Origin of the sequence: Exiguobacterium sp. Helios, from assembly GCF_014524545.1 — a bacterium.
Lineage (GTDB): Bacteria > Bacillota > Bacilli > Exiguobacteriales > Exiguobacteriaceae > Exiguobacterium_A.
Window position 1 is genome coordinate 2896592 of record NZ_CP053557.1, and the last position, 15076, is coordinate 2911667.

At 47.9% G+C, this 15076-nt stretch carries 16 protein-coding genes; 4 read left to right on the plus strand and 12 right to left on the minus strand.

Annotated features, from left to right (window positions below; genetic code table 11):
* Positions 1-140: 140 nt before the first annotated feature.
* Both HNY42_RS14925 and HNY42_RS14930 read right to left on the minus strand, forming a co-directional pair.
* Positions 141-554 carry a hypothetical protein gene (locus tag HNY42_RS14925; RefSeq protein ID WP_188004781.1) on the minus strand — a complete coding sequence of 138 codons (414 nt, stop codon included), beginning with the start codon at positions 552-554 and terminating at the stop codon, positions 141-143.
* A gap of 63 nt (positions 555-617) precedes the next feature.
* Entirely contained in the window at positions 618-1859 is a 1242-nt protein-coding gene (locus tag HNY42_RS14930) for a UDP-glucose dehydrogenase family protein (protein ID WP_131972111.1), read from the minus strand.
* 110 nt (positions 1860-1969) lie between these two features.
* Between HNY42_RS14930 and HNY42_RS14935 the strand changes: the two genes are divergently transcribed.
* The gene (locus tag HNY42_RS14935) at positions 1970-2215 is read left to right on the plus strand and encodes a hypothetical protein (RefSeq protein ID WP_251138607.1); all 246 of its coding nucleotides are present in this window, start codon (positions 1970-1972) and stop codon (positions 2213-2215) included.
* Between the two features lie 68 nt (positions 2216-2283).
* Here HNY42_RS14935 and HNY42_RS14940 read toward each other — a convergent pair whose 3' ends face one another.
* The 7 genes from HNY42_RS14940 to HNY42_RS14970 all read right to left on the minus strand — a co-directional run bounded on the left by HNY42_RS14940 (position 2284) and on the right by HNY42_RS14970 (position 7165).
* The gene (locus tag HNY42_RS14940; RefSeq protein ID WP_131972107.1) at positions 2284-3132 is read right to left on the minus strand and encodes a pirin family protein; all 849 of its coding nucleotides are present in this window, start codon (positions 3130-3132) and stop codon (positions 2284-2286) included.
* Positions 3133-3269: 137 nt separating this feature from the next.
* A complete protein-coding gene (locus HNY42_RS14945) occupies positions 3270-3701 on the minus strand; it encodes a helix-turn-helix domain-containing protein (protein WP_012371518.1) in 432 nt (143 codons plus the stop codon).
* Between the two features lie 118 nt (positions 3702-3819).
* Positions 3820-5379 (minus strand): SdrD B-like domain-containing protein, encoded by a 1560-nt coding sequence (locus tag HNY42_RS14950; RefSeq protein ID WP_255508378.1) that lies wholly within the window; start codon positions 5377-5379, stop codon positions 3820-3822.
* A 155-nt stretch (positions 5380-5534) separates the two neighbouring features.
* Entirely contained in the window at positions 5535-5858 is a 324-nt protein-coding gene (locus HNY42_RS14955; protein WP_131502381.1) for a four-helix bundle copper-binding protein, read from the minus strand.
* A 130-nt stretch (positions 5859-5988) separates the two neighbouring features.
* Positions 5989-6411: a hypothetical protein gene (locus tag HNY42_RS14960; protein ID WP_188004782.1), complete on the minus strand. Its 423-nt coding sequence runs from the start codon at positions 6409-6411 to the stop codon at positions 5989-5991.
* A gap of 7 nt (positions 6412-6418) precedes the next feature.
* Positions 6419-6841 (minus strand): 3-hydroxyacyl-ACP dehydratase FabZ, encoded by a 423-nt coding sequence (gene fabZ, locus HNY42_RS14965; RefSeq protein WP_131972103.1) that lies wholly within the window; start codon positions 6839-6841, stop codon positions 6419-6421.
* A gap of 27 nt (positions 6842-6868) precedes the next feature.
* Complete coding sequence (locus HNY42_RS14970; protein ID WP_131502383.1) at positions 6869-7165, minus strand: DNA-directed RNA polymerase subunit beta; 297 nt, start codon at positions 7163-7165, stop codon at positions 6869-6871.
* A 307-nt stretch (positions 7166-7472) separates the two neighbouring features.
* On the opposite strand from HNY42_RS14970, the gene HNY42_RS14975 reads away from it, so the two are divergent.
* Together HNY42_RS14975 and HNY42_RS14980 are read left to right on the plus strand one after the other, a co-directional pair.
* Positions 7473-8843: a copper amine oxidase gene (locus HNY42_RS14975; RefSeq protein WP_131502384.1), complete on the plus strand. Its 1371-nt coding sequence runs from the start codon at positions 7473-7475 to the stop codon at positions 8841-8843.
* An 86-nt stretch (positions 8844-8929) separates the two neighbouring features.
* Positions 8930-9862: a class F sortase gene (locus HNY42_RS14980; protein WP_131502385.1), complete on the plus strand. Its 933-nt coding sequence runs from the start codon at positions 8930-8932 to the stop codon at positions 9860-9862.
* Positions 9863-9901: 39 nt separating this feature from the next.
* Here HNY42_RS14980 and HNY42_RS14985 read toward each other — a convergent pair whose 3' ends face one another.
* From HNY42_RS14985 to HNY42_RS14995, 3 genes are all read right to left on the minus strand, one after another.
* Positions 9902-10495, minus strand: a complete 594-nt coding sequence (locus HNY42_RS14985; RefSeq protein WP_188004783.1) for a hypothetical protein — start codon at positions 10493-10495, stop codon at positions 9902-9904.
* Between the two features lie 134 nt (positions 10496-10629).
* Entirely contained in the window at positions 10630-10953 is a 324-nt protein-coding gene (locus tag HNY42_RS14990) for a winged helix-turn-helix transcriptional regulator (protein ID WP_131502387.1), read from the minus strand.
* 72 nt (positions 10954-11025) lie between these two features.
* The gene (locus HNY42_RS14995) at positions 11026-12183 is read right to left on the minus strand and encodes an AI-2E family transporter (protein WP_131502388.1); all 1158 of its coding nucleotides are present in this window, start codon (positions 12181-12183) and stop codon (positions 11026-11028) included.
* Between the two features lie 283 nt (positions 12184-12466).
* On the opposite strand from HNY42_RS14995, the gene HNY42_RS15000 reads away from it, so the two are divergent.
* On the plus strand, positions 12467-15010 hold the full coding sequence (locus tag HNY42_RS15000; protein ID WP_188004784.1) for a HAMP domain-containing sensor histidine kinase: 2544 nt from the start codon (positions 12467-12469) through the stop codon (positions 15008-15010).
* Positions 15011-15076: the final 66 nt, after the last annotated feature.

Sequence of the window (15076 nt, forward strand, 5' to 3'; positions counted from 1 at the left end):
TTACAGGTTGTATATGGAAATTAAAAAACTGGTCATACCTTTTTGGGAAAACGCTTACATTTATATATAATTTCACTGAAGTCAATATTTTTCTGAAATACAATAAAGCCACCACGCTTTTGAACGTGACGGCTTCTATCTCAGGGTATACTCTGATTTGCTTGTTCGACTGCCTCTAGAAACGATTCGCGCTGAAACCGGTGATCGGCATCCGCCGTCAGTTCAATCATGTCGTCCAAGCGACGCAATTGAATCGGCAGACCACGTGCGATCCATTCGAGTTGCTGCTGGAGATGTCGTCTGGCCCGGTCAATCGTATGTCGTTCTGCTGCTGCGAACTGCCGTAAGTACTGCAAGGCGTAACCGAATCCGAATTCAATCGGAATCCGTAATTCGGCGCCCTTATCTTTAATCCGGATCAGACCTGCCCCATAATGAATCGCCCGTTCCCACTCTTCGCTGATCCTTTCATACCAGTTTCCATTCGTCAGACAATGTGTTTCCAGTGCTCCTTTAGGACCACTCGGCATGACGCTGAAGTAATCGATTTTCATCCGCCTTCTCCTTTTCCACAAAAAATAGGATGAATCCTTGATGGACTCACCCTATATGACAGGTCAAAGCGTTGGATTGTTCGAAAATGTTTTACTCGGACGACCGATGCCTTCATATTGGACGTTCCCCGGTTCATCGACGAATGTCCAACAATTCCGGCCATCAATCAAACGTGCCGTTTTCATGTTATCCGTCAGTTGTCGTGGAGTGACGTGCTTGATCTCATCCCATTCTGTCATGATAACTGCTATATCTGCCCCTGAGACCGTCTCTTCAATCGTACTTTTTTGGTCGAGTAATGTTTTGGCAGCCGGGTCATATCCTGTGACGATGACACCCATTTTAGCCAGACGCTCCGCTAGACGTAGCGCCGGTGCATCACGTAAGTCATCCGTTCCCGGTTTAAAGGATAGCCCTAACAAAGCAACCCGATGTCCTGGTCTTGGATTGATTTTTTGAAGGACATATTCTAGTTGTGCTTCGTTTGTCCGGTCTGCCGCCTCGATGACATGAAGATGTTCCCCTTGTCGCTGCGCCAGTGTCGTCAAAGCAGCGATGTCTTTTGGAAAACATGATCCCCCGTAACCGGCACCGGCTTTTAAGAAGGCCGGACCAATCCGTGGATCAAGACCGATTCCATGGGCCACATCCTCGACGTCTGCTCCGACGATATCCGCCAACCGTGCAATCTCATTGATGAAACTGATTTTGACCGCCAAAAAGCTGTTGGCTGCATATTTTGTCAGTTCTGCCGTCGTCGGATCCACATGAACGATTGGTGCATTCGTTTTGAACAAATCCGTCAACGTCTCGGCCAATTGTTGATCATACGCCCCGATGATAACGCGATGCGGATTACGCATATCACGAATCGCTGTGCCTTCCCGTAAAAACTCCGGAACCATCGCAAAACGTAACGATGGATAGGCCGTCTGCAACTTTTCCGTCGTTCCTGGTGGTACCGTCGACTTCATGACGACAGCCGCATCTGGTTGAATCGAATGGATTAACTTAACCACCGCTTCGACTGCCGATAAATCACAACTCCCATCCGCTCCTTCCGGCGTCCCGACCGCTACTAGATACAAATCTGAGACTGGATACTCCGTTGTAAAGGTCAGGCGATTTTGATTTTTTTGTAAGGCTTCTTCAATTCCTTCTTCCGTAATCGGTGCAATTCCTTTTGACAACTGTTCCATTCGTTCTCTATTTAAATCGACACACACTACATCGTGTTTCGCATCAGCTAGTCCAATCGCGGTCACAAGACCAACATATCCTGTCCCAATTACCGTTACTTGCATCTCATCACATCCTTCATCAGTTTCCCTGTCTTCACTATACGGGAGCGAAAGTGATTTGTGCATCGAAAAAGCTTTTCGAATACGCTATACTGAATACGGGAATGGGAGGAATGCTCGTGGCGATTATCATCTTTTGCCTCGTATGTCTCTTCGCATATCGTATCCGTAAGCTTCCCGAAGCGATTCGGACGATCTTACTCATCCTCGGTTTACTCAGTGGATGGTTCGCGCTGTTTGAGATCATCAGTTATCTAGAAGCGAATCCTTACCTGGCCGCTATCCCGATTGCACTCGGGCTCGGCTACTGGTTTTGGCGCCGCAAGAAAAAACGGACAACCGATTCTTCCTCAGTTTGAGGTCGAGCGGTGTCCGCCTATCGATCACATAAGACCAGTCCGTTTGACGGAACTGGTTTTTTTTGTCGTCACAAGACGGCTGGCGGTCCGAACTTCCCATCATGGTAATCCCGGTACGCCTGACGAATCTCGTCTTCCGTATTCATGACGAACGGTCCGTAGGCAATCGTTTCTTCCCGAATCGGTTCACCCGAATAAATCAGCACCTTCGTCCGACTGACAGCCGTCAATGCGAGTGCACTGTCCCCTTGCGCCTGTTCGTCAAACGTCAATGTTGCTGCCATCGTCTTCGCGAGGCGGGTCCCGCTTGTCCCGGCTTCCAGTTCGCCTGCAAGGACATATAGAAAAGTGTTATGATTCGCCGGTAAGACATGCGAATACGTCGCTCCGGGAGCCAGCGAAATCTCACTCATCGTAATCGGCACCAGACTCTCGAGCGGTCCCGTCACGCCGGCAATCGCACCGGAATAGACCCGGACGTGTCCACCGGCAAGCGGCACGACCGGTGCCTGTTCCAGCAGGACGTTTTGATACGATGTCGTCGTCTCTTTCAAACGTTTCGGCAGATTGAGCCAGAGTTGTAACGTATGGATCAAATCGTCATCGACCGCTTCTTCGGCATGCCGTGCCGCCCAGCCGGCGTTCATGTACTGGACGTCCCCGGCGTCTAAAATCGAGTGTCCGCCATGATTATCGATATGTTCAAGCCGGCCATCGATGACATAGGTAATCGTCTGGAAGCCGCGGTGCGGATGATCGGAAAACGTTCCGCGTTTGAACCAATCTTCCGCCATCAGGATAAACGGATCAAACTCGTCCTTCCGCTCCGGTGACAGGACCCATCCTTGCTGCACATGCGGATAACCATTTTGTTGATACGTCACTTGCCAATGGTTCTTAACATCACGTTCGAACATTTTCCCAACCCCTTCGTTCATTATATTTTCATTGTCGCACAACCGAGTCCGGAAGCCGCATTCGTTTGCTTATCAAAGGGTTTCGTTCATAAAAAACGACCCCGGTCAGTTAACCGGAATCGTTCAGCTCTTTCAAATTAAAGACGTGACGCCTTTTGTTCGAGGACGGCAATTTTCTCTTCGATTTCGAGCAACTTCAGTTCATGTTCGAGTTCGAGGCGACGTTTTTTACGTTTTAATTGGCTCAGTTCTTCCGCAACCGATTCCGGTGATGCTTCCGGACGTGGCGGTGCTGACTGATCCATCGACTGGCGGAGCGGATCAAACAGATTCGACTTCGCGAACTTCGCTGCTTCCGGACCAAACAGGTCGTTGATGATCGGCAAGACTTTGTTCATCGCGTTGCCTGGAATCTGTGACTTCTCGTCGACGAGACGTTTTAACGCCAACTCATCGACCAAGTACCCTTTACCATCCTGTTCGGCATGCAGTTCGCCTGTCCGAATCCAACGACGGACCGTTTCTTCCGAGACACGTAACAATTCACTGATCTGTTTTGTTGTTAACATCGTCATCCCTCTTTCCATTCATTTGATACCCTTAATATACACACGTGTGTGCGTGTGTGTCAATCAAGACACACATCAAAAAGCCCTCTGAACCGATTCGGTCCAAAGGGCTTTCCTATTATCCAGCGCGTCGTAACAATAACCAAACTCCGACTACAGCGAGACCTGCTCCAGTTGCTGCATATGGGAATGGTTTGTCTTCACCTGCTTGTGGGAGACGTTCGTTTGACGTCGTGTTCGTTGTTTGTTGATCCGCTACGTTCGTCGCCGGTGCTTCGACCGTCTTGACCGATGTTTTCGTCGGTGTCGGTGTTGGCTTCGGTGCTACGACCGGTTTTGCTTTCACGATTTCCGCGACGAGGAAATACCCCATCGTGTCTTCCGTCAATATGATCGAATCGGTTGTTGCTTTGCGTTCGAACAGTTTCAAGAACTCATCGTATTCCGGGAATTCTTCTTCCTCTTCATCCGCCATGCCGACTGCCAATGCTTTGACGCTGGCTTTCGTCATTTCAAAATCAAACGAATCCATCAAGTCGTCCAGTGAGATGTGGTGCATCGCTTCAACCGTGTATCCGGAAGCGACTTCTGTTTTGACTGTGTACGTACCAGGTGTCAATTCAATCATCAATGCGTCGTCTTTCCCGACTTTCTCCGTATAGACGTCGCTGCCTGTGATTGCATCCGTCACCGTATACGTCGCAGGAAGTGTTTGCTCCGAGTAACCTGGAATCTTGTCGGCGTTCGCATCAAAGAAGTTCGTGACGAGCAATAAGTTTGAAAAATCCATCTCTGCTTCTTCATCATAACCGTATAAACCGGCATCGATTTCTACATTCTCACCGGCTGTCAGTTTAACTTTCGCCATATCATCCTCATCAAGGTCAGAATCGATTGTCGGGTCCGTCCCCTCGTGTTGCGGTGACGTGGAGTAGTATCCGATGTCCATTCCGTAGACGTCGATGTAGTATGTGCCCGGCTTCAGGTCTTTGAACGAATAAAGACCGTCTTTTGTATAGGCTTCGTCGACAACGTCATAGTCCCTGTCCAAGAGGTAGACCGGCACATCACTGATGCGCGTTTCTTTGTCTTGACGGATTCCGTCTTCGTTTTCATCGTACCAGATCGTTCCGCTGATCGTTCCTGTCGTCGCGACCGGTTGTTCCGTCTCCGGTTTTGGTTCTTCCTTGACCGGTTCTTCCTTGACTGGTTCTTCTTTAACCGGTTCTTCTTTAACTGGCTCCTCGGCAGGAGGATCTTCCTTGATTGGTTCTTCTGCCGGTGGTTCTTCCGTCACCGGTTCTTCTGCCGGTGGTTCTTCCGTCACCGGCTCTTTTGGTGTCGGTTCCTCTTTGACTTCACGGCCAAACTCAATCAAGACCGTTTTCGTTTGATTGGCCGAGACAATCTTGACGACTGGTGCCGTCTCTGCCGTGAACGTCACGATTGGTGTTTTCGCGATGTCGATGTCTTGTCCTGTCACGCCCTCTTCAAAAACCAATGCGGTTTCGGATTCGAGGTTGACGACTCCTTCACCCGTAAAGGTTAATGTGTAAGGATTCGTTCCCGTTCCTTTGACGTCCCACATCAGTGCTGTTTCGGCTTGTGCCGGTGTGATGACACCCAAAACAAGCAAACAAGCCAGTATGTACATGCCTAATTTTTTCATTCTGTTCATTTCGCCCCATTCTTTAAATATGTTCTACCTAGATTTTAAACAATAAAGGAAAAATAAACCACATGAAATCTTAAATTCAATTGTTTTTCATTAAAAAAGGTCGCTTTTGCTCAAAGAAGCAAAGCAACCTGGATGGATTTTATCGGTTTTGTTCATCAGATCAATGCTTCACACGCTGTCGCACAAGCTTCACACGCTGTCGCACATTTTTGGCAATGATCGTGTTCATGTTTGCCGCATTCTTCTGCACACGCTCGACAAATCTCCACACACGCCGCCGCCAGAGCCGCGATGTTCGGACTGTTTCGGGCAATCGCTTGGCTGAGGAGACTACAAATATCGGCACAATCACGATCAAGACGGATACAATCTGCCATATGACCGACATGCGGCTCGTTTAGACAAGCGTCAAAACAGACATTACAGGCTGTGATGCACTTTTGTAATTCGTTTAATGCATCTTGTTGATGTTCAGACATGGTTCGTTCCTCCTTCATTTTTTTGACTAAGTATTCCTTTGAGAAATTCCCTCTTTTAGCTACTAGAAACATGAAAAAAAGAACCATACGATAACCGGGGAACCGGTGGTTATCGTATGGTTCTTTTCCATTAACGGACGACTTCAAGCGGAATTTCAATTCCACGTCCGGCGCCGGCATCGATGATTAAAACCGGCAGACGGTTTTCATCGAAGACTTCTTTTTCAATAGTCGTATCCGAGGTATATGTTCTGATTTCCCCCATTTTTTTCGCCGTAAACGAAACGAAGGGGAACGGAATCGACTGATTGGCAACATCCAGTCGAATATCGACCTGTTGGTCATCCAGCCGGATGTCGTTTGCCGTCCGAATCGTCAGACGCATCCGATCATTTTCCGTCGCTGAAATCTGAGCCGAGATGTTTTCCGTTTGTCCAGCACGTGTGACAGGATCGATGATGACCGTCGGGGAAGCAGTCTCCACCTCGTCAGCATGCTGACAACCGGTAATGACAAGCAGCGAGATTGCCAAAGGAATCAGCACACGCTTCATCACGGATTCACTTGATTGCGAAAGTCAGTTCAGCAGTACAGGCGACTTCCCCATCGACTGTTGCTATGGCACGTCCTTTACCAATCGGTCCACGCAGTTTCGTCAGTTCGACTTCCAGTCGGAGCTGGTCACCGGGAACGACCTGACGTTTAAAACGACAATTCTCGATGCCGGCAAAAAAGGCCAGTTTGCCCTGGTTTTGTTCCATCTTCAAAACAGCAAAGGCACCTACTTGCGCCAATGCCTCAACGATCAAAACACCAGGCATGACGTTGTAGTCCGGGAAATGGCCATTGAAGAATTCTTCGTTTGCCGTGACATTTTTAATGCCGACAGCACGTTTTCCTTCTTCGACTTCTAAAATCCGGTCGACGAGTAAAAACGGGTACCGGTGCGGAATCACTTCCTTGATTTGTTCAATCGTATACATATCACACAGCTCCAATCACTGGTTAATTTAAGATTGTGTCCAAAAATCGGTGATGCGGGTCCATGTGTCGAGCTTGAGGACATCCATCGCTTCGCCACCACCAAGTGTCGCATACCCAACCATGGCACCGATCACTAACGCAAGGACAATAAGAAGAACAATGATCAATAAACGAACAAGGATGGGAACGCGGCGTGAAGAATACTGACGCAGCTTTTTACGTTGTTTCGGTTCCTGCTCCTGTTGCTCTTCGTTTTTGATCTGTTGATTACGTTTCAGACGTTCACGGGTCGGTTGGTCCGTTCCGGCTTGATTTTGTACCATCTTGATCACCTTTCATTGGTTCAGTCTAAAGAACAGTATAGCATATTAGTACCTGGTATTAAATAGTTGCAGTTTAGCTACAAAACGGTTCTTTTTTTTAGTGTAACATGCACAAACGATGAACTTGTAAAAAAAGTTCCGCATTTTGTATATAAGGAAGAAACCGAACCGTTCATACTTTTTTTAAAAAACTTTTTCAATTTTCCAATCCAAACAAAAACCAGGTGCGTATGCTGTTCAGAACGATACAGACAACAACTACCAAATACTAACTAGATATCACCCAAATTTGAGAGGATGAGACAAGATGAAAAACACAAAAAAATTCGCAGCAACAGCAATGGCAGCAGCACTCGTATTACCAGGAACGGCAGCATTCGCTTCCGGTGGCGGAGACGACATGAAACATGAAGAGAGCGCGAAGAACGTCACGGTCAAAACAAAAGCCGCTGACCTCCGTGCAACACTCGATCAGTTACTCTCTGAGCACTTCGTGCTTGCCGTCATGGACATGAAAAAACAATATGACGGATCAAAAGATGCGAAGTATTATGAAGCAGCACTTAAACAGAACGCACTCGACATGACACCGGCGATCGCTTCTGTCTATGGCGATGAAGGTGCAAAACAATTCGAAAAAATCTTCGTTGATCACAACAAATACACAACGGATCTCGTCAAAGCTGTGAAAGCGGACGACCAGGACGGCATCAACGCGTCAAAAGCGGAAACAGAAGAGTTCGTCCAGGATCTCTCGAGCTTCCTCGATACAGCAACTGAAGGTAAACTGCCGAAGGCAGCAGCGGAAGAAGTCCTCCGTGCCCATGAAGCCGACGTCTATAAAACATTCCAACAATATGCAGCCGGTGACTACGAAGGATCGTACAACACGTTCCGTGAAGGCTACAGCCGCATGTATGATATCTCAAAAGCACTCTCAGTCGCGATCACAACACAAATGCCTGAGAAGTTCGACAACACGAAAGCCGACACAAAAGCAGCTGACCTCCGGTCAACACTCAACAGCCTTGCAGCGGAGCACGTCGCCCTTGCCAACATCAGCATGACGGCTGGCGTCGATCAAGCGAAAGACTACGATGCAGCGAACTGGGCAGAAGACATGCACACAGCTGACTTCAAAGCGGCAATGAAATCCGTCTACGGTCAAGCGGGTGCGGATCAGTTCGAGCAAGTCTGGACGAAAAACCACATCGAAGCGCAAGCGAACCTTGTCACAGCAGCAATCAACGACGACAAGAAAATGATGGGTGACGCACAAGACATGCTCAAAATGTTCTCAAATGACTTTGGTGCATTCCTTGGTGCAGCAACGGAAGAAAACCTTCCGACAAAAGCAGCACAGGAAGCAATCTCTGGTCATGAGACATACGTCCAAGATACGTTCATGCAGTATGTCGAAGGCGACTACAAAGGATCAGTTGATACGTTCCGTGAGTCATATGCTTACATGTACGGTGTCGGTGAAAACCTCGGTGGCGCAATCGTCAAACAATCACCTGAGAAATTCATGGATGGTACACCAGGTTCAATGCCGAACACAGGTAACGGCGGCATGAGCGACAACAATACAGCAGGTACAACTGGTGCGATCGCTCTCTTCGGTCTTGCACTCGGTGCAGCCGGAATCGTCCTCGCACGCAAACGTCAAAACGCATAAGATTTCGGGTATACTAAAAAGGATAGCGCCTCGGCACTATCCTTTTTCTGTGTAAGAGGCTTTGTCTCGGAAAGGAGTGACGTGTCATGAAAAAATGGTTATTACCGGTCAGCATCCTCTTGATGCTCGTTTCAATCGGTACGTTAATTTTTCTACTGTTTGGAAACACGAATGAACCGGAAACGAATATTACGCAAGGCGATACAAAAACGGACGCTGCGACATCTTCCGAGACAAAGGAAGATCCACTCAAACCGTCCGAAATCTTTAAAAAAGAATTTAAAAATCTCTCTACGAATCAAGTAGAACTGCCAAAGACCCTGACGATTGATTCGCTTAAAGTTAAAACCAACGTGGAACAGGTTGGCCTCGATAAAAAAGGCGCCATGGGGACGCCGAAAAACGAACAGCAAGTCGGGTGGTATAAATTCGGTCCCCGTCCGGGTGATGTCGGAAATGCCGTCATCGACGGACATACCGATACGAAGACCGGTCCCGCCGTCTTTTATCAACTGCACGAACTCAAAAAAGGCGATACGGTCAAAATCAAGGATGAGTCAGGCCGTAATCTCGTCTTCCGGGTCAAAAAACTGGTCGAGTACGGTCATCTCGATGCACCGCTCGAAAAAATCTTCGGGACCTCTGATCAGCGTAACCTGAACTTGATCACGTGTATCGGTACGTACGATGAAAATGAAGGCACGTACGACAATCGGCTCGTCGTCTTTACTGAATTAGATGAGAAGGCATCCGATCCCGTCAAAACACCACCAAAACCAGCGACGAACGTCCGCGTCTCGGGTGGGTTCGTTAACTGGTATGCATCGACTGATGATGAAGTCGTCGCGTATAACATCTATCAGGAACAAAAAGGAAAACGGAAAAAGCTTGGTTCGACGGAATCGATCGAACGAAAAGCCTTCCCGTTACCAAAAGATAAGACCGGACGTTTTATCATCACGGCTGTCAACAAAGCCGGGATTGAATCAGAAGAAGCATTCAGTGCCGTTCAAAAATAATCCGACTGACCGACTCCAGCAGCTGCCTGCAGGGGTCGGTCAGTTTTTTGGTTGATTCAGCGGTACACGCAACTGTTTCTCACCCGATTGGGTTTGATAAAGTAAATCAAGATGTCCCGTCGTCAGCTGTTTCTGCTCCGTCCGGATGAACAGGACTCCCATTCGTTCTTCTCCCGCCCGGTACGTGCCGACGAGCGGATGATTTTCATGTAAAATCGATGTTCTTTTCCCGTTCGTCTCATACTTGCCAAGTTTTTTGGACAAATCAATCGGATCGTCCGATTGATTTTGAAGCGTTACGGTCAAAGCCAGTAACCGGTCCGTTCCTGTGCCGACTTGCACCAGTTTTTCTTTTGAAACTATCACCCGTAACAACGGGGTCGCCCGAATCGTATTGCGTTGCTTCATCGCTAACGTCTCGACCTCCAATCCGCCGAGCGTATACCGGGTACCGACCCGGTTTTCCCGGTCAAATTGTTTCAATTGATCTTCACCCCATTTTTGCATGACAGGAATGGGATTCGGCTTGACCGGTTCAGAGTCTGCTCCCCACCCTGAGACGGGAATGATCCACTTGACGATCACGAAAATAACGCATACCGGTATCAGGACATACAACAGGATTGTTTTCACACCGATTCCTTCTCTCCTACTCTGACGTCAACGTTCTTCCCCTCATTATGTCGGTTTCAATTCAATAATTATACATTTTTTCACAATTATAATAGCAAAAACCCCCGAGCAACTGCTCGAGGGGGCAGACTTCCTTAATAGGTGATGTGCTGCTTGCTCCAGGCAATCGATTCCTTGAACTGGCGAACGAGTTCTTCCGCCGGACTGGTCAAGGAATAGGCAAGTCCATGGACCTTTTCCGACATCTGTTGCAAGACGAGTCCGTCTTCAATCAATTCCTGCAATTGTTCGAGAATCTGACCGTGCGACTGATCGAGACGTTGTTCAATCTCACCAATCGTCAGCGCCCCATCCCGCAAAATATAGATGACACTCGACTTGAGACTATTTTCGAAATTGTGCTGAAACTTTTGGAGGGCCAATAAATCAGCCTGTTCTTCTACGTGACGTTGATCCATCTGACACATACCCCTTTCGTGACACAATCGACTACTCTTTCAGTATGACCGAACTGTCCTGAAAATTCAAAGTCAGTCTTTTGTCGTCACGATTGTATTAAACGTCTTATCGTCTTCTGCGATAACCATCTTTTTTTGCGACCGCAGATGATACAGACGACGGATGTTCAGGATGACGACCTTCATGACCGCGTAGAATGGAACACCGAGCAGGACACCAAAGAATCCGGCGATGTTTCCGGCGACGAGCAGAACGATGATGATTGTCAACGGGTGGACATCAAGCGTTTTCCCTTGGACGAGCGGTGACATGATATGCGAATCAATCTGTTGGGCGACCGTCATGACGATGACCGCATAGACGGCAAGAATCGGATCCTGGATGAACCCGACGATCAAGGCGGGTACGACGCCGATGACCGGACCGAGGAACGGGATGATGTTCGTCAATGTCGCAAACAACGCGAGCAACAGCGCGTAATCAATTCCGATGATCAAGTAACCAATATAGGCGATGATCCCGACCCCGATACTGACGATGACCTGGCCACGGATGTAACTCATGATCGTTAAATGGACATCATGCAGAATCTTTTTCGTTTCCTTATGGTATTCAAACGGCATCATCTTGACGAGGTTGCCTTTCAACTTATCTCCGTCTAGTAGCATATAGATCAACATGATCGGAATGATGATAACCGTCACGACCGTCGTCGTGATGACGCTGACGACACCGCCGACACCGGTTCCAATATTTTTCAGGAACGATGACGCATATTCCGAGACGCTTCCGGAAAACTTATTAAACAGGTCATCTTGTCCGCTGAGGAAACGGGAGAAGAAGGCACTGTTTTCAAGTTGATCCCGGACATCAACCAATTGACGCTGAAACTGGGAAGCGAGTGTTGGAATCGAATTGACGAATTCCGTAATCTGATCCGACAACATCGGACCAAAGATGAATCCGAGCGTCGTCAGGATACTAATCAAACCTATCAACACAATGATGACAGCAGGACGCCGTTTCATTCTCTTCTCGAGCAGCTCGACAATCGGCAATAGGACATAATACAGAATACCGGCAATCGCGAGTGGTGGAACGACCATCTGCAATAAAATCGCAATCGGTCGGAACAGGAACGTCACGTGGTTGCCGATCCAGACGATGATCAGCAGTGTCATGATCCACCAGGCACCGCGGTACCATTTGTTCTCAAACATTTTTTGCATCTTGTCACTTCCTTATGATTAAAATGAGGGCTTCTCCTTCATTAGATTCCCTTTATCCCGACTCTTCTAATCCTTATTTTCAAAAAATAGTTGAAGGATTGTTTATTCGATTTCTTCCATAAAAATTGATTACTTTTTTATTCATTCTACAAATCTAGTAATTAAAATATCTTTTTTGCATCTTTGCGTGTTAAAGTTTGATGAATGCCTGTTTTATTAAGTAAGATAAAAATGCTGGATTAATTCTTTGAACCTTAGAAAATAATATACGGAGGATAAACAAGTGAAATGGATTAATCAAAAAATCGGTCGCCAGTTGATGTTTGCCTTTTATATGGTTTTCATCGCGCTCAGTCTGACATCAGCTATCGTCTATAACTATACAGAACGAAAGATCGACCAGACGAATGCCGCGTTCGATGATTTACGGGAACGCCGAACGAATGCCAATACATTAGCCAACGAATGGACACTTGTGCAGAGCAATGTGAAATCGTATGTGCTGTTCGGTACACCAGAAATACTCGATACGATCAAAGCGAACCAACGGGAAATTAATCGTTTGACGACCTGGTTCGAAAAAAATGCGATTTACGAACAAGGAAAGGAATACGCTATTGCGACCCGAACACTTTACGACGATTACTTCGGGACCGCCCTCCCCTTGTTGACGGAATATGTCACCGGGAAAAAACAAGGTTCAATCGACGAGACATTCCTTGATCCGAAAACACTTGCTTCCTTATCGAATGGTGAAGATTTATTTAATGAGAACGGCACATTAAAAGGATCAAACAGTCAATTGACGACAAATACGGATGCAGCCGGTATCGAGACGTTACTCAGGGACTACTTGACGTTGATTCAAAACAAAGAGACGGAAGCCAAAACGAACCTGCTCGGCGAAATGCGGGTGGCCCAGTTCATCTGGCTGTCGAATCTCGTCGTTCTAATCATCATCCTGTTACTGCTCGTGCGTCCGTTCATCAGCCGGGTGACGAAGCAGGTCAATACGTTATCCCGTGACAGTTCCCTGCTCGCCAGTGGTGAAGATATCAATAACATTCCTTTACCAAAGCGTCATGATGAACTGTATACATTAACGACATCATTTAACCGGATGGCAACATCGATCGCCGACAATAAAGTTCATATGCTGTCGAAAAATGAAGAGCTACAAGCGCAGCAAGAAGAACTCGTCGCCCAGCAGGAAGAACTGCAGGCGCAGCAAGAGGAACTCGAAGAGGCACTCGAAATCACATTGCGCAGCGAACAGCATCTCAAATACCGCAATGAACTGACGGAGACACTTGCGTCACGCGAGACATTAACGGCGTATCCGGAAATCATCGAAAAGCTCGTCGCCATCACGCACTCGGAAATCGGTGCCCTGCTGTTCCTCGATCAGCATGACGTCCGCTCGACGATTGAGTATGGGATGACGGAAGAGATGGTCGGTCAGCTCGTCAAGGACGATCAGTCCCTGTTCCACCGGGCCCGCGTCCTGAAACGACCGGTCCATTCGTCGAAACAAGTTGCCCACGACAGTCCGTTGCCGTATCCGTACTATATGTATGAGGTCGCCGTTCCGATCCTTGATCCGAATGAAGAACAGATCATCGCCTGTGTCTACCTTGTCCGTTACCGGGATGCGTTCACACCGGAACAGATGGGTGACATCCTGTCGTTCTCGCACCAGTTGTCGCTCTCGCTGATGCGGATGGGGATTTATGAAAAAATGATGCACGAGAAAAATAAGACCGGCCAACTCCTGAACTCGATTCGCGAAGCCGTCGTCTACATTGAACATGAATCAGATGAACTGCTCGTCAATGAACCATTGATGAAACTTTTCCCGGAAGTCCAGACGGAATACCAGGACGAAAGTAATCTCTCGTCGTTCCGCCAGGCGATGTCGGCCCTCTCTGCCATCATCGATGAGCCGGAACCGTTCGAACAGTATATCGAACAAATCGTCGAACAGAATCTGCCGAAAGAGAGTCTTGTCGTCTCGATCCGCTCGCAAAGTGCCTACATCCAGATTTATGCGGAAAAAATCCAGATCAATCAGGTCTGGGTCGGCACGATGCTCGTCTTACGGGATGTCACGAAGGAAACGGAAGCGGACCGGATGAAAGAAGAGTTCGTTTCGACAGTCTCCCATGAACTCCGGACACCGTTGTCCTCAATCTATGGTTTCACGGAACTGATGCTCAACCGGGAAATCGATTCCCTGAAACAACGGAAATACCTGACGACGATCCACTCGGAGACAGGTCGCTTAACGACACTCGTCAATGACTTCCTCGATGTCCAGCGGATGGAGTCGAGCGAACAACGGTACCAGATGGCGACGTTCGATCTCGTCCAGCTCGCAAGCGAACTGATTGATTTCCACGACGCCTCGCACACAACGCACCAGTTGTCCTTTGAAGCGGAAGGTCCAATCATGATTGATGCCGATGCGGAAAAAATCAAACAGTTGCTGAACAACCTGCTCAGTAATGCAATCAAGTATTCACCGGATGGCGGCGATGTCGCCATTCAAATCGAGAACAACGACGGCTTCGCAGAAATTACGATTCGGGACCAGGGAATCGGGATTCCGCAAGAAGCGATGTCGAAGTTGTTCGATAAGTTCTACCGGGTCGACAATTCGGAAACCCGGAAAATCGGTGGAACCGGACTCGGTCTATCGATTTGTAAGGAAATCGTCAAACATCATAACGGGACGATTGATGTCGAATCGACGATTGGTGCCGGATCGACGTTTACGATCCGTTTCCCGATTGCGGTCATCTCGACCATCCTCACGTACGAAGAATAAGCTGACGTGCCTTTGTCATCAGACAGGGGCACGTTTTTTTTGTCAGGTTACTGACCGTTGCAGGAC